This window comes from Chryseobacterium indologenes (assembly GCA_016025055.1).
Taxonomy (GTDB): Bacteria; Bacteroidota; Bacteroidia; order Flavobacteriales; family Weeksellaceae; genus Chryseobacterium; species Chryseobacterium indologenes.
Genome location: CP065590.1, coordinates 1,494,199 through 1,517,269 on the forward strand (window position 1 = coordinate 1,494,199; position 23,071 = coordinate 1,517,269).

General features: G+C 37.1%; 18 protein-coding genes and 4 pseudogenes. 12 read left to right on the forward strand and 10 right to left on the reverse strand.

Annotated features, from left to right (window positions below; genetic code table 11):
• The first annotated feature begins 159 nt into the window (after positions 1-159).
• The 3 genes and pseudogenes from H3Z85_06650 to H3Z85_06660 all read left to right on the forward strand — a co-directional run bounded on the left by H3Z85_06650 (position 160) and on the right by H3Z85_06660 (position 4,998).
• Entirely contained in the window at positions 160-1,236 is a 1,077-nt protein-coding gene (locus tag H3Z85_06650) for an FAD-dependent monooxygenase (GenBank protein ID QPQ53058.1), read from the forward strand.
• A gap of 6 nt (positions 1,237-1,242) precedes the next feature.
• Positions 1,243-2,400, forward strand: coding sequence for a pyridoxal phosphate-dependent aminotransferase (locus H3Z85_06655; GenBank protein ID QPQ53059.1), 1,158 nt, complete (start codon positions 1,243-1,245; stop codon positions 2,398-2,400).
• 160 nt (positions 2,401-2,560) lie between these two features.
• A pseudogene (locus tag H3Z85_06660) lies at positions 2,561-4,998 on the forward strand (TonB-dependent receptor).
• A gap of 97 nt (positions 4,999-5,095) precedes the next feature.
• Here H3Z85_06660 and H3Z85_06665 read toward each other — a convergent pair.
• The gene (locus H3Z85_06665; GenBank protein QPQ53060.1) at positions 5,096-6,313 is read right to left on the reverse strand and encodes a PQQ-dependent sugar dehydrogenase; all 1,218 of its coding nucleotides are present in this window, start codon (positions 6,311-6,313) and stop codon (positions 5,096-5,098) included.
• A gap of 51 nt (positions 6,314-6,364) precedes the next feature.
• On the opposite strand from H3Z85_06665, the gene H3Z85_06670 reads away from it, so the two are divergent.
• Both H3Z85_06670 and uvrB read left to right on the forward strand, forming a co-directional pair.
• Positions 6,365-6,793, forward strand: coding sequence for a hypothetical protein (locus H3Z85_06670; GenBank protein QPQ53061.1), 429 nt, complete (start codon positions 6,365-6,367; stop codon positions 6,791-6,793).
• 184 nt (positions 6,794-6,977) lie between these two features.
• Positions 6,978-8,969, forward strand: coding sequence for an excinuclease ABC subunit UvrB (uvrB, locus tag H3Z85_06675; protein QPQ53062.1), 1,992 nt, complete (start codon positions 6,978-6,980; stop codon positions 8,967-8,969).
• A 122-nt stretch (positions 8,970-9,091) separates the two neighbouring features.
• On the opposite strand, the gene H3Z85_06680 is transcribed toward uvrB, so the two are convergent.
• The 4 genes from H3Z85_06680 to H3Z85_06695 all read right to left on the reverse strand — a co-directional run bounded on the left by H3Z85_06680 (position 9,092) and on the right by H3Z85_06695 (position 11,953).
• The gene (locus H3Z85_06680; protein ID QPQ53063.1) at positions 9,092-9,328 is read right to left on the reverse strand and encodes a DUF3820 family protein; all 237 of its coding nucleotides are present in this window, start codon (positions 9,326-9,328) and stop codon (positions 9,092-9,094) included.
• Positions 9,329-9,338: 10 nt separating this feature from the next.
• Entirely contained in the window at positions 9,339-10,415 is a 1,077-nt protein-coding gene (locus H3Z85_06685) for an AI-2E family transporter (GenBank protein ID QPQ53064.1), read from the reverse strand.
• Positions 10,416-10,427: 12 nt separating this feature from the next.
• Positions 10,428-11,156: a beta-carotene 15,15'-monooxygenase gene (locus H3Z85_06690; protein QPQ53065.1), complete on the reverse strand. Its 729-nt coding sequence runs from the start codon at positions 11,154-11,156 to the stop codon at positions 10,428-10,430.
• 71 nt (positions 11,157-11,227) lie between these two features.
• Entirely contained in the window at positions 11,228-11,953 is a 726-nt protein-coding gene (locus tag H3Z85_06695) for a hypothetical protein (protein QPQ53066.1), read from the reverse strand.
• Between the two features lie 44 nt (positions 11,954-11,997).
• Between H3Z85_06695 and H3Z85_06700 the strand changes: the two are divergent.
• Positions 11,998-12,975, forward strand: a pseudogene (locus H3Z85_06700) (aminodeoxychorismate synthase component I).
• Entirely contained in the window at positions 12,959-13,585 is a 627-nt protein-coding gene (locus H3Z85_06705) for an aminotransferase class IV (GenBank protein QPQ53067.1), read from the forward strand. Before H3Z85_06700 ends, H3Z85_06705 begins: the two are co-directional and overlap by 17 nt.
• Here H3Z85_06705 and menD read toward each other — a convergent pair.
• Positions 13,582-15,258 carry a 2-succinyl-5-enolpyruvyl-6-hydroxy-3-cyclohexene-1-carboxylic-acid synthase gene (gene menD / locus H3Z85_06710; protein QPQ53068.1) on the reverse strand — a complete coding sequence of 559 codons (1,677 nt, stop codon included), beginning with the start codon at positions 15,256-15,258 and terminating at the stop codon, positions 13,582-13,584. The genes H3Z85_06705 and menD overlap by 4 nt on opposite strands.
• Before the next feature lie 83 nt (positions 15,259-15,341).
• Here menD and H3Z85_06715 point away from each other — a divergent pair, with 83 nt between their 5' ends.
• On the forward strand, positions 15,342-16,292 hold the full coding sequence (locus H3Z85_06715; GenBank protein ID QPQ53069.1) for an isopenicillin N synthase family oxygenase: 951 nt from the start codon (positions 15,342-15,344) through the stop codon (positions 16,290-16,292).
• 43 nt (positions 16,293-16,335) lie between these two features.
• Here the strand turns inward: H3Z85_06715 and H3Z85_06720 are convergent, their stop codons facing one another.
• Entirely contained in the window at positions 16,336-16,608 is a 273-nt protein-coding gene (locus H3Z85_06720; protein QPQ53070.1) for a hypothetical protein, read from the reverse strand.
• Between the two features lie 219 nt (positions 16,609-16,827).
• Here H3Z85_06720 and H3Z85_06725 point away from each other — a divergent pair, with 219 nt between their 5' ends.
• The 3 genes from H3Z85_06725 to H3Z85_06735 all read left to right on the forward strand — a co-directional run bounded on the left by H3Z85_06725 (position 16,828) and on the right by H3Z85_06735 (position 18,304).
• On the forward strand, positions 16,828-16,989 hold the full coding sequence (locus H3Z85_06725) for a hypothetical protein (GenBank protein QPQ53071.1): 162 nt from the start codon (positions 16,828-16,830) through the stop codon (positions 16,987-16,989).
• A gap of 159 nt (positions 16,990-17,148) precedes the next feature.
• Complete coding sequence (locus H3Z85_06730; protein ID QPQ53072.1) at positions 17,149-17,319, forward strand: bacteriocin; 171 nt, start codon at positions 17,149-17,151, stop codon at positions 17,317-17,319.
• Between the two features lie 223 nt (positions 17,320-17,542).
• Positions 17,543-18,304 (forward strand): hypothetical protein, encoded by a 762-nt coding sequence (locus H3Z85_06735; protein ID QPQ53073.1) that lies wholly within the window; start codon positions 17,543-17,545, stop codon positions 18,302-18,304.
• 93 nt (positions 18,305-18,397) lie between these two features.
• On the opposite strand, the gene H3Z85_06740 is transcribed toward H3Z85_06735, so the two are convergent.
• Together H3Z85_06740 and H3Z85_06745 are read right to left on the reverse strand one after the other, a co-directional pair.
• Positions 18,398-19,444 carry a PA0069 family radical SAM protein gene (locus tag H3Z85_06740; GenBank protein ID QPQ53074.1) on the reverse strand — a complete coding sequence of 349 codons (1,047 nt, stop codon included), beginning with the start codon at positions 19,442-19,444 and terminating at the stop codon, positions 18,398-18,400.
• Between the two features lie 124 nt (positions 19,445-19,568).
• A pseudogene (locus tag H3Z85_06745) lies at positions 19,569-19,762 on the reverse strand (hypothetical protein).
• Positions 19,763-19,936: 174 nt separating this feature from the next.
• Here H3Z85_06745 and H3Z85_06750 point away from each other — a divergent pair.
• Complete coding sequence (locus tag H3Z85_06750) at positions 19,937-20,287, forward strand: hypothetical protein (GenBank protein ID QPQ53075.1); 351 nt, start codon at positions 19,937-19,939, stop codon at positions 20,285-20,287.
• Between the two features lie 121 nt (positions 20,288-20,408).
• Here the strand turns inward: H3Z85_06750 and H3Z85_06755 are convergent.
• Positions 20,409-23,058: pseudogene (locus H3Z85_06755) on the reverse strand (hypothetical protein).
• Positions 23,059-23,071: the final 13 nt, after the last annotated feature.

Sequence of the window (23,071 nt, forward strand, 5' to 3'; positions counted from 1 at the left end):
CTTAAAATCCTATGCTCTTCATTTAAATTATTAAAAATCAGCAAACAAATTAATTTATTTTTTAAGAATAGTGAATGTTTTTAATTTATTTTTGCACCAGTCTAATCAATAGGCAAAATATTTTAAACACTAACCTGAAAAAATCCTTTTATTCCGAAAATGAACAAAATTGCTGTCGTAGGCGCCGGTATTTCCGGCTTAAGCATAGCGAATTACCTGGAAAAACACAAAATAAACTATCATATTTATGAAAGAAGACAAAAAGAAGACCTGGCAGGTCATGGTTTCCTTATTCCACAAGAGGGAATCGAATACCTGAGTCAGATCATTGATCCGTCTTTGCTGTTTAAACATGGCAGTTTTTTAAAAAAATACACCCAATATTCTCATCAAGGAAAAGTACTTGGCGAAAAGGACCTCAACAACGTTTTTGCTATTTGCAGATCTTCACTGATAAGGCTGTTATCTCAACATATATCTCCGGAAAAGATAAGCTACGGAGAAACACTTGGTTTTGACAGTACAGATAAAGGAAAACTTATATCCAGTGAGGGAACTGAGATTACTGCAGATGTTATTATTGTTTCCGACGGTTCAAAAAGCCGTATCAGAAGAGAAATTTTCAAGAATGAGAAAATGAGGGCCGTCAGGGAGAATGAAGTAGTCAATATCATTACAAACCGGCAAATTGCAGATAGCATTGATCATGACTTTATGAAATTCCATCATGAAGACGGCGGATTAACTTTTGGCATTCTTAAACTTTCAACGGACACCATTCTCTGGTATTCACAATTTGATAATGAAAAATACCGGATCGATGAATGTTCTCCTGACCATTTAAAAAAATATATGCTTGAAGTCTTTGATGAATGGCATCCTCTGGTGGTATCGATCGTCAGAAAATCAGATTATGAGAACGTTCATTTATGGAGAGTTTATGAATTGGAAGAACTCAATCCGTTTTATAAAAATAATGTTGTTTTTATAGGAGATGCAGCTCATCCCCTCATTCCTTTTACAAGCCAGGGCGTTACCTCCGCACTGAAAGATTCTTTTATTTTAACTAAACATCTCGTTGAAGAAAGCAATTTACAGGAAGCCTTCAGAAAATATGAATCGGATAGAAAACATGAAGTTGAAACCCATATCCAAAACGGAAGAACGCTGTTGGATCAGTTTCTCCTTCCAACAAGCCAACAGACAGAAAATATTTTACCCATTTCTTATAAATAAAAAAATATGTTTACCAACAACGATATCAACTTTGAAGCATTAAAAAGAAAGGCCTATAACGGAAGATGGGCAACACTGGATGACGGAATTATTCCTTTAACGGCTGCTGATCCGGATTTCAGGACGGCCCCGGAAATTGAGCAGGGAATTATTGAATATATTAAGGATGGCTATTTGAGTTATGGTCCGTTCTCTGGACTTCCTGAGTTTAAAAAAAGCGTTGCGGATCATTTTAATACAGAAAAGCACGGTTCGTTTACTCCCGAAAACGTACTGGCGGTCAATAGTGCAGCGCAAGGAATGTACCTGGTTGCCTCGTATGTCCTGAAGCCGGAGGACGAAGCTATCATTTTGGATCCGGTAGATTTTTTGTTTAAAAAGTCCGTGGAAGCTGCCGGCGGAAAGGTAAAACTTTGTCCTGTAAATACCACAACCGGGGTCATCGATTTTGAAAAATTATCAACATTGATCACCCCGAAGACCAAACTTATCAGCATATGCAATCCTCATAATCCATTAGGAAAAGTCTATTCTAAAGAAACATTAAAAAAGATTTCAGAAATTGCATCTGCGCATGATTTGTGGGTGATGAGCGATGAAATCTGGAGCGATATCATCTATGACAACAAAGAATTCTACACCTACTCTTCCGTTTCTGAAGAAGCAAAGAGGAAGAGCTTTACGGTCTATGGGTTTTCGAAGTCATTTGGAATAGCTGGATTAAGAATTGGTGCTGTTTTATGCAATGATCAGGAAATTCTGGAGGATTTTACGGAAAAATCAAATTTCAATTCCACTATAGAAGGGGTTTCCACCTTATCACAGATTGCCGGAAGTGTAGCATTGGAAAGAGCAAAGCCATGGTATAAAGAATTTCTGGCCCATATACAGCACAACCGAGATTTCGCCTATAATATCATAAATCAATCTGAGATCTTTACAGCAGATCTTCCTGAAGCTACTTTTGTCGTATTTCCAAAAATAAAAAATGGAATGACCAGTGAAGAATTTGCCAAACATGCCCTCCAACAGGGCAAAGTAGCAATTGTTCCCGGCTCGGAAAGGTGGTTCGGAAAAGGGGCTGAAGGACACGTTAGGATCTGCTTCTCAACCTCTCAGGAAATCCTGGAGGAAGGACTTCACCGAATTATCTCTAGCTTTTAATATTAAAATTTTTCACTAAAATTCATTAAAAAGTTATTTTTATACTAGATTTTATTATTAACAATAAAATTTTAAAAATTTCATAACAAATAAATATTTTCAATGATATTTTAAATAATTATTGATATTTTTGAATTAACCACTATTCAAAACCCTCAATATGAAAATAAAATACATCAGCATTATTTTTCTTGGTGTCTCTTCACTATCATATGCCCAACAGGTACAGGATACCATAAAAGAATCAAAGATAGATGAAGTAGCCATCACCGGAAGCCGGAATAAAAAAGAACTGTCATCAATACTCCTGTCCCTATTGACATCATTGATATCAAGCAGGTCAGCCAGTCGACAGGCCAGGTGGAAGTGAATCAGCTCCTGCAGTTTGCCGCCCCGTCTTTTAACTCCAATAAACAATCGGGTTCCGATGGTGCTGATGCAGTAGATCCGGCGACTTTACGAGGTCTCGGACCCGACCAGACTTTGCTTCTATTGAATGGAAAAAGATATCATCAGTCTTCTCTGATTAATCTTTTCGGGACTAAAGGGCGAGGAAATACGGGATACGATATGAACACCATTCCCATCGGTGCTATAAAAAGAGTGGAAGTTCTGCGCGACGGAGCTTCAGCTCAATATGGGTCAGATGCGATTGCAGGGGTAATCAACGTCATTCTGAATGATCGTAATAAAGGCTTTGAGGGAAATGCATTCTATGGGATGAATCTTTTTAAAAGCCCCGGAAACAATGATGTGGTTTCGGATCACAAAATCGATGGAATAACATTTAATTTTAACGGAAACCTGGGAACTCAGATAGGATCTAAAGGTGGATTCGGAAATTTCACTGCAGAATTCAGCACCAAGGATTATGCGATAAGAAACGCAAATCCGGAAATCTATAACGATCCTGATCCTGCCCCCAGACAACGTTTCGGAGATGCCAAAGCGCAAAATGTATATTTCTTTGGCAATATTGAACTTCCTCTGTCTGACGGTCTTAAGTTTTATTCCCGTCAGGGGTTTTCACATAGAAATACAAAAGCTTATGCATGGACCAGAACAGCGGCTGCCGATGGAAACATACCCGGGATCTATCCGAACGGATTTAATCCCATTGAAAACACAAGTATCACCGACTTCACTTTTGACAATGGTTTAAAATTTAAAGTAGCTGACTGGGAGGTAGATTTTTATAATGCATTTGGAAACAACAGGTTTACTTATGAAATTGATGATACCGTCAATGCTACTTTAGGATTAAAATCTCCTACCAGCTTCAATGCAGGCGGACACTCTTTACTCCAAAATACTACCGGATTTAATGCCGTCAGACAGTTCAAAGTACTGGAAGGGTTAAACATTGCCTTCGGATCAGAGTTCCGATATGAAAAGTTCAATATTATCAAAGGAGAAGAGGCTTCTTATACCATGTATGATATTAACGGAAATATCGTAACCCGTGATACTCCGACAAATCTACTGGTAACCAACCCGATAAGCGGAGCTGTAAGACCGGGCGGCTCCCAGGGCTTTCCTGGATATTCCACCGATATTGGAAAAAGCAGGAATAATTTTGCAGCGTATGTAGATACTGAACTTGACATTACAAAAAAATGGATGATAAGTCTGGCGGGAAGATTTGAGAATTATAACGACTTCGGAAGTACTTTGAATGGAAAGTTTGCCACAAGATATGCCTTTACTCCCCAGTTTGCTTTCCGGGGATCTTTTTCTACGGGCTTCAGAGCTCCTTCATTGGCACAGAAATATTACAGTCAGCAATTCACCAATTTCCAGGGAGGAAAATTGGTAACCATTCAATTGGCCTCTAATGACAGTGACCTGGCTACAAGGGTAGGCATCTCTCAGCTTAAGCAGGAAACCTCGGTAAATGGGAGTGCCGGATTTACTTTTAATACCGGAAAATTTACAGCAACGGTGGACGGGTATTATATCAATGTTAAAAACAGGATTGTTCTTACAGGGAACTTTTCAAGGAGTGACCTTCCTACAGATGTTCAGACCGATTACCCATATATAGATCAGGCGCAGTTTTTTTCCAATGCAATCAACACCCGTACTAAAGGAATTGATGTTATTCTAAGTTACAATGAAAATATCGGATCAGGAAAGTTAACCGCAACTCTTGCCGGAAATTACAATGATATGGAAATAACAAAAGTTAACACTTCTGACCGGCTGGCCGGCAAGGAAGACATTTACTTAAGTCCGCGGGAAAGAGCTTTTATCCTTGCATCTGCTCCGAAAACGAAAGTTAACCTAAACCTTAATTACAAAATCAGCAAGTTCAATGTTAATCTGCAAATGGTAAGATTTGATAAAGTTACACTGATTGGATATGATAACGCAGAACAGGTATACAACCCAAAGGTAACAACGGATTTATCTTTTGGTTATGAATTCTCCCAAAGCCTGAATCTGACGCTGGGAAGTAAAAATATATTTAACCGATACCCTACATTACAAAGTGCTCATGTAACAACCGGAAATACAGAAGCAGGAGGTATTTTTGACCCTGTACAAATGGGATTTGCCGGACGACAGGTTTTTGCCAGATTGAACTTTAAATTTTAGAATATCCGGAAGCCGGAAGAACGAGGTAAGATGTATCTCTTCATGCCTCCAGCTTCATTACAAAAATGTCCGGTTGATTTTTTCAACCGGACATTTTTCATTTTTTTGAAATCCTATACAGTTTCCCGCTATCGGTGACCGCATAAAGATTACCGTCGCTTCCGTTCAGTACATCTCTGAAACGCTCTTTCTGATCTGCAAGAAGACGCTCTTCTCCTACTACTTTATTATCTTTCATTACAATTCTGTCAATATGCTCACCACTCAGACATCCAATGATCAGGTTTCCTTTCCATTCCTCAATATTTCCGGTGTAGAAAGTGATTCCGCTGGGAGAAATAACCGGATCCCAATAATAAACGGGCTGTACGGTACCTTCTTTCCGGGTAATGCCCTGCCCCACTTTATCTCCGGAATATTCAATACCATAGGTGACGTCGCCCCAGCCATAATTTTTCCCGGGTTCAATAAGATTAATTTCATCACCTCCTCTTGGTCCCATTTCCACATCCCAGATATTTCCGTTTGGATCTATGGCAAGCCCTTGCGGATTTCTTACCCCATAGGCATAGATTTCAGGTTTGTAGCCTTCTTTTCCGATAAATGGATTTCCGGGAGCAGGTTGACCTTCTTTTGTAATTTTTAAGATCTTCCCTAAGTAATTATCTGTTTTTTGAGCATAAGCCCTGGTTACTTTATCAGACCGTTCTCCCGTACTCACAAATAAATTCCCGTCTTTATCAAAAGCCAGTCGGCTTCCATAATGCTTATCGCCGTCATAAGAAGGTTCTGCACGAAAAATAACCTTAATATCTGATATCTTTTTAAGATCCGTAGATAGCTTACCTTTACCTACAGAAGTAAGATTTCCTTTTCCGAAAGGTTCTGAAAAGCTAAAATAGATCACATTATTAGTTTTAAAATCAGGATCAAGAGCCACATCCAGCATTCCGCCCTGCCCTTTAGAGTCCACTTTTGGAAACCCTTCTATTTTTGAAACCTGTTTTCCATCCTTTGAAACCACATTCATATAACCTCTTTTATCCGTAATGAGAAAACTTCCGTCCGGTAAATTGATAATTCCCCATGGCTTCCCAAGGTCTTTATTCAGAATTTCCACAGCATAAGAAGTCTTTGTTTTCACTGCTTTGATCCTTGTCTGGCCCTTGAATGCAGGTTGATACTCAGAATTGGGTCTTTCAGTTTCCACACTTCCGTCATTTCCGGTTTGTTGTGCACTGATCTGATTCTCCTTACACGAAGACAGCATAAGAAAAACACTGATTAATGGAACATAAAATTTACTGATTTTCATAACGTTATGATTTGATGGTGTAAAATGAATGGAAAAATAATGCCATAAAATTTGCGTATCAATAACGATCAAGATGAAAAGTTTACTATCTTTTTTGCAATCAAAAATTTAGACGGAAAAAAAATTACTTATCAGAATTGTAATGTACTTCTTACAAAGAATGATCTTGCGCCATTTAGCTTCTGGAATATATGGGAGACAGCTATGCAAATGACGGCAATATTGACCCTAGAATTTACAGCTGCTAATATTTCCGCACAAAAAGGGATTATAAAATCTGTAGCTTACATTCATATTGATACCACCGGAAAAACAACGGACATCCAAGTCTCAGGGGAAAATGAAACTTTTAACAAAGAGCTTCTCCAGACAGTCACCGGGATAAGCAATGAAACCATGTGGATACCTGCAACAGAAAATGGTAAAGCCGCCGCCGCAGTATTAAAACTGCCGGCAACGATGTCCTTCGGTCACCAGTAGAAGAAAAGCACCTTTTGGCGCTTTTTTATTATCCCTTTTTCAAGCTATCTATTCGGATAATAAAATGAATAATAAAATACACTCCCAAAATGCGTTAAATTTTCCGGGAACAAAAGATTCAGCTTCAAAACTTTATCAAGCCTAATAATATCTTTCGTATTTTTGTTGTATACATTCTCTTTCTATGAATTTTAAGCTTCAATCTGAATATAAACCTACCGGAGATCAACCTCAAGCCATCGAAAAACTGACCGAAGGAATAGAGATTGGTGAGAAATACCAGACTTTGCTTGGGGTAACGGGTTCCGGAAAAACATTTACCGTGGCTAATGTTGTACAAAATGTTCAACGACCAACTTTGGTTTTAGCCCACAACAAAACTTTAGCGGCCCAGCTTTTTATGGAATTTAAAGAATTCTTTCCTGAAAATGCTGTGGAATATTTTGTCAGTTATTATGATTACTATCAACCCGAAGCCTATATCGCAACAACGGGAACTTATATTGAAAAGGACCTGAGCATTAATGAAGAGGTTGAGAAGCTGCGTCTTTCCGCAACGGCAAGCCTTCTTTCCGGAAGAAGGGACGTTTTGATTGTGGCTTCTGTTTCCTGCATTTATGGTATCGGAAACCCCACAGAATTTCACAAATCATTAATTTCAATAGCAATTGGAGAGAAAGTCACCAGAACAGCACTCCTGCACTCTTTAGTAAATGCACTCTATGCCAGAACACTCAATGAATTCCAAAGAGGAACATTCCGTGTAAAAGGAGATGTGATTGATGTTTTTCCCGCCTACGCAGATAACGCGATAAGAATTCAGTTTTTTGGAGATGAAATTGAAAAAATACAAAGCTTTAATCCCGTAAGTGGGAATGTGGAAGCCAATTTTGACCAGATCCAGATTTATCCTGCCAACCTGTTTGTCACCTCAAAAGAAACCCTTAATGGTGCTATCCGAGAGATCCAGGACGATATGGTAAAGCAGGTAGATTTCTTTAACTCCATTGAAAAGCCTTTGGAAGCCAAAAGACTTCAGGAAAGGACAGAACTCGATCTGGAAATGATCAAAGAATTAGGATATTGCTCCGGAATTGAGAACTATTCAAGATACCTTGACGGCAGACTGCCTGGAACAAGACCTTTCTGTCTGATAGATTACTTCCCAAAAGATTTTTTGATGGTGATCGATGAAAGCCACGTGACAGTTCCTCAGGTGCATGCCATGTATGGTGGTGACCGTAGTAGAAAGGAATCATTGGTAGAATTCGGATTCAGATTGCCGGCTGCAATGGATAACAGACCTTTAAAGTTTGAAGAGTTTGAAGCCATGCAGAACCAGGTAATTTATGTTTCCGCAACTCCGGCAGATTATGAGCTGGAAAAAACAGGAGGTGCTTATATTGAGCAAATCATCAGGCCGACAGGGCTTTTAGATCCAATTATTGAGGTAAGGCCGAGCTTAAATCAGATTGATGATTTAATGGAAGAAATCCAAAAGAGAGCTGATGCTGACGAAAGGGTTCTGGTAACGACCTTAACGAAGAAAATGGCGGAAGAACTTACCAAATATTTTACAAAATTCGGGATCAGAACAAGATATATTCACTCTGATGTTGAAACGCTTGAACGCATTCAGATTATGCAGGACTTGCGTTTAGGCCTTTTTGACGTTTTAATCGGAGTAAATCTATTGAGGGAAGGTCTGGATTTACCGGAAGTTTCACTGGTTGCTATTTTAGATGCTGACAAGGAAGGGATGCTAAGAAGCAGAAGATCAATGATCCAGACGGTAGGGCGTGCGGCCAGAAATATCAACGGAAAGGCCATCATGTATGCGGATAAGATCACCAAATCTATGCAGGCAACATTAGATGAAACTGAATACCGCCGTGCAAAACAGATGCAGTACAATGAGGATAACGGCCTGGTACCAAAGGCTCTTAACAAAAAGATTTCTGAAAATCTGGTGGGAAGAAGCAAAGACTTCCCAGATGAAAAATATACCCAGAAAGAGATCTTACAGAAGGTTGCCGAAGTTAAGGCCACCTATGCCAGCGAAGATGTCGAAAAAATAATTGAACAAAAGCAGAAAGAGATGGAAGCAGCAGCCAAGAATCTTGATTTTATCAAAGCTGCTAAACTAAGGGATGAAATTGCTGCCCTGAAGAATTAATTAAGGATGAACGGAAGAGGATTTATTCTCTTCTAACCTCTTTGACTTATTAATCATTCTATCTATAAAATTTAGGGCGGCATCTTCGATGCCGCCCTAAATTTTATGTTATCCCCATTTTCTTATTTCCCAGTTTTTACCGATGCTCTGATCGGTATCAGCAGATCCATCAATCCGTTCAGCTTTATTTCATACACTGTTGACAGCTGCATTCCCAATTTTCCTTTAGGCATTCCTGTCCGGTTAAACCATTCAAGGTAACTTACCGGAAGATCGGCAAGAATGGTACCTTCATATTTTCCAAAAGGCATTTTCATAATGCAGATTTCCTTTAATATTTCTGTATTGAGTCCTTCCACTTTTATATCATTAAATCAGTTTATTTTCCGGATCGTTACCATTGGGTAATTCAAGATCAGGAGGTGCATTTTCGTCTGCAAATTCATTCCGGTATACCTGTATCAGGAGTAAGGTAAGTGAAATTAAGATAGGACCAAAAATAAGGCCCATAAATCCAAATAAATTCATCCCCATAATAATACCAAATACAGTATTGAGCGGGTGAATATTCTCCAGTTTCTTCAGCAGGGTAAAGCGAAGTAAATTATCCGTAAGACCTACGACAACAACACAGTAAGCCGCCAGACCTAATCCCGGACCGGTATTTCCCTCAGCAATCATAAAAATACAAACCGGAACATAGACTATTGCTGTTCCTACAACCGGAATGACAGACGACGCTGCTGTAAGGGCAAAAAGCAGTACAGGCCCCGGAGCCCCGAATATAAGATATCCTATCAGAGATACAATACCCTGACCTATAGCTACCACAGGTATCCCTATTGCATTCGCCATGATCAGCTTTCTCATTTTATCGCCGATCAAAGATACATTTGATCTCTTCAGTGGTGCGGAAGAGGTAAGAATCTTCTCAAATAGCCTTGGTTTTTCCAACATGAAATACAAGATAAAGTACATCGACATGATCACTGTAAGGGTATTGAAAGTGCCACTCAATGCTGACGTAGAAAACTTACCTACAAAATTCTTCAGCTTGTTCATATTTTCTGCACTGAGAATATCAAAACCAACTTTGGAATAAATATAGGAATGTATTTTGTCTAAAAATACATTGAATTTTGTCATGTAGGCCTGTGCATTCCCGAGTTTATCAATAAGCAGGTCAGCGATGAAGTAAATCGGTAAAATCAGTACAATAAGGCTGGCAAACATTAAAAGAAAAGCGGCCAGTGATGGTTTCCATTTTTTTTCTTCCTGAAGATAAAAATTATACTTTCTACAAACGACATAGATCGTTATTGCCCCCAAAACAGAAGGGATAAACAATGCAAGGTTAAAACAGATCAACCCGGCCAGCACCAAAATAATGGCCAGCAATAATATCTGTTTAATGGCTACACTACTGATCTGTTTTTCCTTGTCCATTATATATTTTTATTATTTGTTGTACATTATTTGTCTTGGTTTTCCCAGAAAAGCACAATAGGTTGAATACATGACAACCATCATGAACGGTGCTGTCAGAATAATTCCTATTCCGCATAGAATAACCCCGGCTAAAGATATTAATGCTCCAAGAAAACCTGTTAATAAGAAAACACCATAATTCTCTTTTGCAATATTGAAAGACTTGCTTAATGCCTCTGTAGCTGAAGCGTTTTCAAACAGTAGAATCGGGTATCCTATTAAAAGAAACGGATATACAAAAATAACCGGGAAAAAGCACAATGCTGCTGCCACAGTAGAGATAAGCCCGGAGAGGAAGCTATATATCAGAATATTCACAAAATTCTGACGATATCCAATAAAAAGATCGGAAAACTCAACCGGATTTTTCGTGTTATACTTATTAACCATATAGATCAATCCTACATACAGAGGAGCCAATAAAAGTCCGAAAAGGCTGGAAGCACCCATATACAAAGAGAACCCCGGAGCATTCCAGTAATTAAAATCTCCACCTGAAGATTTCATCTCTTCCAACATATTTGCAGAATTAAATCCTGTAACACTCTGGATCACAACACCTCCTATCAGATAAATGATCATCGCCACGATACCGTAGCCAAAAACTCCTTTGTACATTTCAAAGGCGTGCGAAATAATTGATCCCGTATCTCTATTGGGAACAGAACCCTGCTGGTCAAATTCGTTAAATTCAGACATAGTTTAATATTTAATGATTTTATCAAAAATAGCTTTTTTTAGCAAAAAATCATATTAAACAGAGGTGAATTTTAACCTTTTTCTGAAAAGACCGTTTTATATAATGAATAGATCATGGCATTCCAAAAAGGAAATGTAAAAAGCCCGCCCACTAAAAACAGGGTAAATCCAAGATATTTAAACAATACTGCCACAATCACACACACGATAATCTCAACAAAAAACATTCTAAGCGCTTTGAGGTTTAAAGAAATAGCCTCAAATATCCTTTTATTGGTAAAAAACATCAGCGGTGCAACAAATATTGTCATAGCGACCCAGATTACTGCCAGGAAAATCGTAGGAATAGTAAACCTGTAGATCAGAAACCAAAAAATATAATACCCCAGATATTTAAAAAAATTAAGTCCATTGTAGCCTACAAAAAGGTCACTCAATTCAATTTTTTCTTTTAGATCAAGCTTTCTGAAAATCTGGAACATTCCAAGATTCAATGGATATAGAAATGCCATGGTTGCCCAAATAGCAAGGGTAAACATCTGATAATTTTCAGTAGCACTCAGTTCCGCAATTTTTTCCATGTAAACTTTTGTTCCCTGTTTAAAAGCTTCTGCCAACATCTGATTCTGCTCTAATATCCCATATCTTTCACCGAAGAAAAATAATGAGGTAAGGAAGATTCCGAAGAAAATCATTGAAAACATCAACTGATAAACCAGTGTTTTATTCCAGTAAAAAAAAGCCTGCTTCAGTATAAAATCCAGTCCCGGTTTCTGAGGATATTTTGTCTGCATCATAAAAATTTTATGCAAAAGTAAACATCAATAAGTATTTTTGCCGAATGTTTTCAGTGAATCATCAAAAATTTATGGAGATGGACGAACTTTCCCTTCAGAAAGTTCCCTATTTTTTCGTCATCGACTTTCTGGCAGAGAATGTTGAGATATATCCGGAAAGTGAAATTGAAAAATCAGGCTTAATAATTGATTTTCATAACTTTTCAACCATAAAAAACAAACATACATTAGATAAAAAAATAGAATGGAAAGCATTTCCCGAACCTATGGAAAGCTTTCAGAAAGGCTTTGAGCAGGTTCAAAAAAATATTCACCTCGGAAATTCCTATCTGGTAAATTATACGAGAAAAACTGAAATTGAGACCAATTTAAGCCTTGAAGAAATTTTTTATCACTCGAATGCGAAGTATAAGGTATTTTATAAAGATTTTTTTGTATTTTTTTTCTCCTGAAACTTTTGTGAAGATCTTGGACGGTAAAATTTTAACCTATCCCATGAAAGGAACAATAGATGCTTCTATCGAAAATGCAGCAGAAATTCTGAAGAACGATAAAAAGAAAAAGCAGAACATTATACTGTAGTAGATCTGCTTCGTAATGATCTGAGCATGGTGGCAGAAGAGGTAAAAGTGGATGATTTTCAACATATTGACTTAATAAAAACCCAGCAAAAGGATCTCTATGCCATGAGCTCTGAAATTTCAGGAATAGTAAAGCCTGAGTTCAAGGGAAAAGTTGGAAGTATCATGAAAAAGCTGCTGCCTGCCGGTTCAATTTTAGGAGCGCCAAAACCTAAGACGCTGGAGATCATCCGGGAGGCTGAAGGATATGAAAGAGGCTATTACACGGGAGTATGCGGCTGGTTCGATGGTGAAAATGTAGACAGTTGCGTGATGATACGCTTTATAGAAAAAGAGGGCGAAAAACTCTATTTCAAAAGCGGAGGTGGTATTACCCACATGAGTAAATTAGAAGACGAATATCAGGAAATGAAAAATAAAATCTATGTCCCAATTCATTGAAAGCATTAAAGTAGAGGATCAGGAGATTTATCTATTGGAACTACATCAGAAACGTGTCAATCAAACATTTTCCCACTTCGGGAAAGAAGATTCGATTGATCTGGCTAAAATTTATAAAAATCTCGACCATGATGAAGACGGGCTTTTCAAACTAAGAATTGCTTATGACCTGGATAAAAGAATCAGAACTCAGATGATTCCTTACGCTATTCCTGAAATACAGGATTTCCAGCTTGTAGAAAACAACAGCTACGACTATTCATTTAAATTTGAGGACCGTAAGGAGCTTGACAAAATGAAAATGAAATCTAAAGCAGAAGAAATCATCATTGTCAGAAATAATCATATTACAGACACTTCTTTTTCCAATCTTTTATTTTTAAAAGGGAAAGACTGGTTTACCCCTACAACCTATCTTCTTAATGGAGTACAAAGACAATATCTTTTAAAACATAAAAAAATAAAAGAGGCTGAAATTACCTTACAGAATATAAAGCAATTCAGCCACTTTCAAATTATCAATGCCTTAAATGACTTTGATGATATGTTTATCTATCCGATTGACAGAATTATGAATTTGCCTGGAAATGAAGAGTATCTGGATCTTTAATTCTCTTTCATAAAGTTAAAATATGCTTTTTGCACATCTGCACTATTTTTTCCATAGGTATTTACTTCCAGGATTTTTGGCTGTGCATCAGGCTTGAAGAAATTCTCCAACACCCTGTCTAATGTAAGCTCATCCTCAACTTTGATATAAGAAAAACCGAAATGCTTGGCCAGATGCTCAGCATTTTTTTTATGTTTAGTAGCAATAAATTCGTCCAGTGTGTTCGGATTAGCGTTTCCTGGCCCCGGAATGATTTTAAAAATATTCCCTTCACCATTATTAAAGATCATAATCCTTACAAACGGGGGAATATATTGATTCCAAAGACCATTGATATCATAAAAGAAACTTAAATCTCCGGTGATCAACAAGGTAGGATTAGCATTCTTGATAGCAAATCCCATGGCTGTAGAAGTGGAACCATCAATTCCACTAGTTCCCCGGTTACAATACATTCTTCTCTTGCCAAAATCAAACAGCTGTGCATACCGGATCGCTGAAGAATTGGCAAAGTGAATATTATAGTTTTCAGGAACGGTCTGTGCCGCTTTATTAAAGAAATAGAAGTCCGAAAACTCAACTGTATTTAAAAACTGCTGGTGCTTTGCATCCTTCTTATCCCTTAAAACATCCCAAAGGTTGTAGTAAGGTCTCGGTTCTAAATTAATGTATTTCGATAATTTAGAAAAGAAAACTTCAGGTTTCACCTCTATTTTCTCTGTCAGGGAATAATAAGTATCTGGCTGCCAGATTTCATCCAGATGCCAGTGCTGCTTCGGACGCGCATTTCTCAGGAATTGTTTTACTTTTTTGGAAACTACGTTTTGTCCCACTGTAATTAATAAATCAGGAGCATATGTCTTGTAATCTTCTTCCGTGAAATTGAAAATATAACGGTCTATATGTCGGAAGAATTTCTCATGATACAGATTGGAGTTTGCTTCACTCAACACAATGACAGAATGGTTTTTAACCAATTGTGTAAGTTGATTTTCTAACTCAGGACTGTAATCTCTTGTTCCGACCAGGATCATAATTCTCTGGGAAGTATGCCAGTCAGCAATCAGATTGGAAGGAATTTCATACTCTTTATGCCTGATGGTTTTTTCAACCGTAGGAAAAGTGGGAAGCTCAGAAACCAGTTCATAAAGTGGTTCTTCCAAAGGTATATTGATATGTACCGGCCCTTGTTTTTCAAAACAAAGCTCGATTGCTTTTTTTATCGTGTCAAAATTAATTTCTTCTGCGTGCTCTTTGGTGTCTTCCAACAGCTGAAAGTCACCATAAGAGTGTTGATGAAAAACATCCTTCTGTCTGATGGTTTGCCCATCAAAAATATCAACAAAGTCCGTAGGTCTGTCTGCCGTAAGCACCAAAAGCGGAATATTCTGATAAAAAGCTTCCGTAATGGCAGGATAGTAATTAACCACAGCAGATCCGCTTGTGCAGGTAACAGCCACAGGCTTCTTCTCACTTTTCGCCATTCCCATGGCCACAAAAGCGGCACTTCTCTCATCCACAATGCTGAAACAATTAAAACTATCTACTTCAGAAAAGTGAATCGCCAAAGGAGCATTTCTTGATCCCGGGGAGATTACCACGTCTGCAATTCCGTACTGTTGAAGAAGATGTGCAAGTATTTGGATACTTCTCTTGGAAGAATATTTTTTCATACAGCAAATTTAACTTATAAATAATGATTTTAAAATCATTTAAATTAAAAAAATGTAATTTTGCTGTTCGTAAATTTCTAAAAATGGATAAAATACCTAGTGTAGACCTGCGTGATTTCCTTTCGGGCAACCCGGAACGCAAACAGAAATTTGTAAATGAAATCGGAAAAGCTTATGAAGAAATTGGTTTTGTTGCCTTAAAAGGCCACTTTCTTGATGACAACCTTGTAGATGATTTGTATGGAGAGGTAAAAAACTTTTTTGAGCTGCCAGTGGAAACGAAAAAGAAGTATGAAATTCCCGGAATAGGCGGTCAGAGAGGGTATGTAGGATTTGGTAAAGAAACTGCAAAAGGTTTCAAAAAAGGAGACTTAAAAGAATTTTGGCATTTCGGACAATATGTGTCTGACGATTCAAAATACAAAAAAGAGTACCCTGACAATGTAATCGTTGATGAACTTCCGAAATTCAACGAAGTAGGTAAAGAAGCTTTCCAGATGCTTGAAAAGACAGGACAGTATGTTTTAAGAGCTTTAGCCCTTCACCTTGGCTTAGATGAGTTTTATTTTGATGACAAGATCGCAGAAGGAAATTCTATCTTAAGACCTATTCATTATCCTCCAATCACTGAAGAGCCGGATGATGCGGTACGAGCAGCAGCACACGGAGACATCAACCTTATTACCCTGCTTATGGGAGCTCAAGGTAAAGGTCTTCAGGTTCAGAATCACAAGGGTGAATGGATCGATGCTATTGCAGAGCCGGATGAATTGATGATCAACGTTGGAGATATGTTATCAAGACATACCAACAACAAATTGAAATCCACTATTCACAGGGTTGTAAACCCACCAAGAGAAATGTGGAGTACTTCAAGATACTCAATTCCCTTCTTTATGCACCCGGTGAGCGGAATGTCTTTAAATGCTCTCGACAACTGTGTGGATGAAAACAATCCAAAATTGTATGAAGATACCACAGCAGGAGAGTTCTTACATGAAAGACTTGTAGAGCTGGGATTAATTAAAATATAATCATAGTAATAGTCAGTAATTTCAATTACTGACTATTATTTTTCTAGCCTGTTATACAATAAAATTCAGGACAGGGAGTAGACTGGGTAAAAGTTCCCCACGGACAAATACAGGTGTAAATATCACCTCCGCCACCGCCCGGGCCATCGCCGCCGCCTGGATTTATATAAGGTACACATTGGCCGCCTGAACAAATGTATCCTGCAGCACAACCACCGGTCCCCGGCACCTCACCATCAAAACAGTAGGCAGGCCCTATATCACCCGCAACCATACTTTTTTGTTCCTCTCTGGAAAGTTTTTTGAAATTTTTCATAGTTTTTGAAATTTTAGTTTTTCCTACTCTATAAGCTTTTCGGATCTCGCTTTTTTCTAAAATTAGAACTTATTTATCTATTATTCAAATATTTACAGTAAAAAATACACCAGTGTTATTTTTTTTTGAATAAATTTATTTTTTTTCATACCTTATTTTATTTAATTAAAAATATTTTATTTAATTTTGATTTACTATCAAATTTTTAATTAAAACCATATGAAAAATTTAAAAAAACTTAGAAAAGACCAATTAAAAGGAATATCTGGAGGAGCTCATCTTCCTGAACCTGAATTCTGCATGTACTATTGCAATGGCACTGTGATTTGTGCAAGCTGTAGTGATGATTTTAAATGTCCGGTGACAAACAACGATATGTAAGATTGAGTATCAAAATGTAATAAAAAAAGACCGTTTCCTATAAAACGGTCTTTTTGATGCTTTCCCTTTTAAGATGGCCGTTATTTATTTCCAATATACAGCTGGTATACAATCACTTATTTTTTTCAGTATCTTTAAGACATCTCAAATTAAAAAAATATGAAAAATCTAAAAAAGTTAAACAAAAACAAGCTAAAGGAAATTTCCGGAGGAATAAGCTATCCATACCCGGGAGAATGTTTTTATGTATGCAGTGATGGTATTCAATACCGGGAATTATGCAGGGTTGAATTTATTTGCCCTGACGGAGAACAACCCATTATTTATTAAAATAATCTCAATTTTGAAACAAGACCCGTTCTTTGTAAGAGCGGGTTTTTTATGATCAGAGTTAATCTCATTCTATAAAAAAATAATCGATTTATATTAAAAAATCAATAATTGAGTACAAATTAAATCAAAAAAAAAACACATCATAAAATCAATTATATCCAACATTCTCTTCACAATTAATCATATATTTGTTAAGAAACCAACAAAAAAAACAATTATTATGAAAAGAACATTTCGATTCACAGCAGGGATTATTGTGTTTAATTTCTTGACAATTAGCGCCCAAGTAGGGATTAGTACTACTTCACCCAGAACTACGTTAGACATCATCGCAAAAATTCCAACAGGAACAGCAACCCCACAAGTAAAAGACGGGCTTATCATTCCCAATGTAGACAGAGCACGGGCTCAGGCGATGGGAGATAATACCACCACATCAACTCCATTTTCCACTTTAATCTTTGTCAATAATGTGACAACCGGAACAGCTGCCGGATCCGCTGTCAATATAACAGCTCCGGGTTTTTACTATTTTGATACTACGTCCCTTCCTGCACCTGGTTTATGGCAATCCATAAGACCCACAAATGTGGATTTGTACGGAGCACAGCTGAGAATACCACCACATAATCAATACACTGCAGATTTTACAAACCATTCCAATACAGGATATGACAGTGATAATTGGTGGGTTATTTCGAAGTCATCCGTAAACTCTACAACAAATCAGACGGCAAGAATGACGATCGTATATGAGTATCAGGGCACACCTTTCAACATCAATAATTTATATCCTCAGTTAACTGCCGGAAACAATTCAGGATTTCCGGATATTTATACAGCTAATGTTGTCGCATTAGCCAATAATGGAACAGCCGGCAGAACCAGACTTACAGTATCAGTAGGAAGGGTTGATTCTTCAGCAAGTAACTGGCAGGGTACTTTCTTCCTCAATGTTCTCCTCGCTAGAAAATTAAATTAAAAGCTATGAAACATCATTCCTGAGTACTAGTAGACTTGAAACTAAACGATAAGAAGTAAGCATTTATTTATATAGATGCTTATTTTTTGACAATTAATCAAACAGCCTTAATTGCTGGTCCTTGCTTCCTGTAAAATTAGACGTCGAAAGTTTGGGAAATTCCTTTCCTTCAAAAAATTTTTTCCTGCCGACTTTAAAAGTTGTATGAATCATTTCTGCAATATTCCCTTCGCCTTTTTGTCTCTCGAAATACCTTTTGTCTCCAAGTTTCCCTCCCCGCATGGAACGTATCAAGTTCAAAACTTTCCGGGCACGGTCAGGAAAATGTGCTTCAATCCATTTGACAAATACTGGTTCCACGGTTTCATTTAACCTTACTAAAGTATATCCAAATCCCTGCGCTCCGGCATCAGAAATAGCTTTTAATATAGTAAGCGGCTCGTCACTATTCAACCCCGGAATAATAGGGGCAACCATGACATGAACGGGAATATTATTTTCAGAAAGTACTTCTATGGCCTTCAATTTATTAGCCGCCGAACTGGTTCTTGGTTCCATTTTTCTTCTCAACTCTTCATTAATTGTCGGAATACTTAATGAAACAGAAACCAGGTTCTGTTCTGCCATCGGTTTCAAAATATCAATATCCCTCAGTACAAGAGCGTTCTTTGTCAGAACATTCACGGGATGCCTGTACTCAAGACATACCTGCAGAAGTTTCCGGGTAATTTCAAATTGTCTTTCAGCAGGCTGATAGCAATCTGTATTTCCGGAAAGTAAAATGGGAGCAGCCTGATATCCTCTTTTTTGAAAAAATTTTTCCAGCAGCTCCGGAGCATTCTTTTTAACCATGATTTTTCTTTCAAAATCAATTCCTGCACTATAGCCCCAATACTCATGAGTAGGTCTTGCAAAGCAATAAGCACAACCATGTTCACATCCCTGATAAGGATTCATAGAATACTCCATCGGAAGATCTGCACTCTTTACCTGATTGACAATTGTTTTAGGAAAAACTTCTGTGAAAGAAGTCTTTATGGTTTCGAAATCTTCATCATCAGGTTCATAGGTATACCTGTCGAAACGGTTGATAACGTTTCGCTGAGCTCCCTGACCTTTTATGAAATTTTCGTTTGACATTCTGATGTAAAATTATAATGCTTTTTTCATAAAGTAATGATTTTTAACACTAAAGTTTTCCCAAAAAAAAAATCCAACACTTTCAAAAGTGCCGGATTTAAACATAATTAAATATATTTTTTTACTACTTCACTGCGTATAGTTCCACTCCGTGAAATTCTTCGTCGTGGCCTTTTTCATCAAAGTGTCTGTGATAATCCGCGTAGGTATCACTGTATTTTTTATCTTTTTTGTCAATATTTTCTTGATACTAATTAAACTTAATACTGCCAAAAGACCAACTCCTCCTGCCAGTAAAACTCCAACTTCTTTTTTCATATTTTCTTTGATTTATTATTGATACCATTGCAAAAAGCATACCTATTTTGCTTTTGCCGATTATAAATTTTGTTAACATTAAAGTTTATTTTTAAGAAAATTATAATCCGTTATTTTTCTTATATTTAGAAATGTAATGGTTTAATTATTGTACTAATAAAGAAAAATATTATTATGGAAAATCCAGAAAACATCGACAGAATGACCACCTTAAGCCAGGTAATGAAAACACTTTCTGAAAGAGGAATTCACAGGGAATTCAGGATGAACGACAATTGTGAAATGAAGTTTGAAAACTCTGAAAAAATTTACCAGCCTTCTGAACTTACCATTTTAAAAACCTACCGCTTTGAAGGAGACAGCAATCCTGATGATAATGCTGTATTATATGTAGTAAAAGACGATGCAGGAAACCGTGGGATGATCATCGATTCTTATGGAGCAGACAGCAATTATCCGGGACAGGAATTTGATGAATTTTTAAGAAAGATTCCTATTTTGGAAAGTGACGAATTTAATTTTTAATTCCACCCTATTCAATATTAATTTTTTAAACCATTAAGGTTGTTTTAATTAAAATTAAATTTTAGTTTCCCGCTATTGACCAAACTTATGGATAGCAATCGCATCCTGATGGTTTAAAAGATTATTCTGCTTCAGAATTTTCTTTCTTTTTGAAAATCCCTTTCAGAAATCCCTTCTTTTCATTTTGGGTTCTTTCTGTTTAGACTGTGTCTTATTTTTGATTTCCTGTTTTACTTCTTTCACAGATTGCTTCATTTCTTTCACGGAGGAAACGGCGTTCTTTACTTGTTGTTCTGTCTTTTCTACATTTTTACCGATTAACGTTTTCTTTAACCCTTGTTCAATTCCTTTCCAGAAAAGATTAAAGAATGACTTTGTAGGATCACGCTCCACGTTCTCCACGGTAACCGATTCCGGGAAACGCCCCGAATCTGATTTCAGGAAAATATTGGCAACGGCGGTCAAAAATCCTTTCTTCTCATGATTTTCTTTATTTAAAACCGCAATTTTTAAATCTTTATGCTTCAAATTAAATGTTCCATTCAATCCTGCAGGATTTCCTTTAAAATTGAAAAGCATCTCCTGAATGGTTCCCGCTGTAGCAGTAACATGAAGGTAAGGCCTGATAAACGGATTGATGCCACTGGCAGGAAGATTCTGTGTTTTTCCGGAAATACTAAAAGCATCCCTATGATCTGCCACATCAAAATTCCAGTTCACGGATAATGGAGCCAAATTCATAAATGAGCAGTTGATTTTAATATCAACCTTTGTTGGTTTTCCTTTTTCTTTCGCAGAATTCAGATTTTGTACATTCATATTGAAATTACTGAATATCAGCTTCCCGGGACCCATACTTTCCGGGGTATCTTCTTCGTAAACCAACACCGAATTTTTAATATCCATATTCGATACAGTCATCGGAATTTTAATGGACCGCAGCATCTTTGAGTACAAAGCTTTTATTTTTGGATCATCTTTAGGGATTTTACTTCTGAAAATATTGGCGTCCGCAGATTGGATGGTGACATGGGATGCATTCACAGACTTATTTTTAGAAAAAAGATCCCACACTCCCTCCGCTGTTATCTGACCAGCCTTCAGATCATACAGATCCCTTTCAACAGGTATCATTTTGATAAACTGAGCTCTCGAAACGAGAGGTTTCATGGCAAAATTATTAATCTGAATTTTATTTTTATTCAGCTTTAAAAGACCAAGGCTAAGATTATAAAATTGAGTCTTATAGGCAAAGTTTCTGGTGGTCAGGAAATAATCCTTCACCTCAAAGGATAATCCCTGATTATGAGGATCAGGCGCCAGTTTAATGTCATTTACAGTGGCATTCAGGTCACGAAAAGATAAAGGCTGCTTTCCTTTATTATAGGTAATATTGGAATTTTTCAAAGAAACTTTCCGGATAATCATTGAATGGATGAATCCCGGACCCTTTTTTTTAGTGGATTTATGATCCCCGGCTTTTACCGTTCCATTAACATTTTCAACAAGAACATCCTTGACGTCCAGCACCAGTTTTTTATCGACAAAAGCAAGTTTATTGATATGAAAAGCAATATGACTGGTTTTCATATCCATTATGGTTTTTCCTTCAGAAATAACACCGGGTGAGAATGAAATATCGTTGATCTCTCCGCCGGCAGGCTGTAAGGCAATACTTCTTATATGTACATTCTGATGGTCAGAATACTCGATATTCTTCCCTGAAAAAGTAAAATCTTTATATCCGACCGGAATCATCTGCTCCGAAGTTTCTTTATTAAACAATAAAGTATTGATATTCAAATTCAGATTTCCGGCAGACAAGAGTTTGTTTCCATCCGGTTTATTAATCTGAATGACCGCATTATTAAGTTTAATTTTTTCTAAATTAACTTCAAAGTTGGATTTTTTCTCGCTTTTTTGTGCCTTTACTCCTGTCTTATAAACGGTAAGGACAGGATTTTGAAAATCAGCGTTCGCCAGAGAAACTTTATTTTTATGAAGAACCACATCTTTGAAATCCATTTTGGGAATGGTGAATTCAAATAATTGAGTTTTCTTCGGATAATATTTTTTAAACTGAGCAAAGGACAAAAGCGGAATCAACCTGAACTGATTCATAGACATTTGTCCGTTGGCTGTATTCATTGAGTTAATCGTAATGGCATACACATTGTCCGGACGAAAAAGAAGTGTTGCCCTTTGATGCTGTAGCGATCAAAAACCACCGGCAGTTTATCTTCAACAGATTCTTCCGTCATTTGCAGATTTTCTACAAATAAATCCAGTTGTCTTACGGATAAAAACTTTTGTTTGGTATGCCTGAAAATCGTAACAGATCCATCATTAATCCTTATATTATCAAATAAAACAGGATTTCTTTTCTTACCTGTTTTCTGGTCAATCGGTTTGGCCAGAATTACATTAAGGTTAGGTTTTGACAACAGCAGATCTGAAGAACTTATCGTCTTGTTAAAGATCGCGTCATAAATATCAAATCGACTTATTTTTAAGGTATCAATAGTTCCTTGCAGGCCAATAACATTGGTATTTTGCGGATCCTTATTATTCACAGAAATGCCTGTAGCAAGGATATTTCCTGTTCCAAGATCCACATCCAGTGTTTTATAAGAAACCTTATAATCGGTTTTGTTTTTGATGTAATCAGGAAGTTGGGTTTTAAGCCAGATATTCAGTCCGAAATTTACAACCAGAACAAGCCCAGCCATAACGCCGAAACTAATTAACAGTCTTTTTACCCATTTTTTCATATTGTGATTTGGT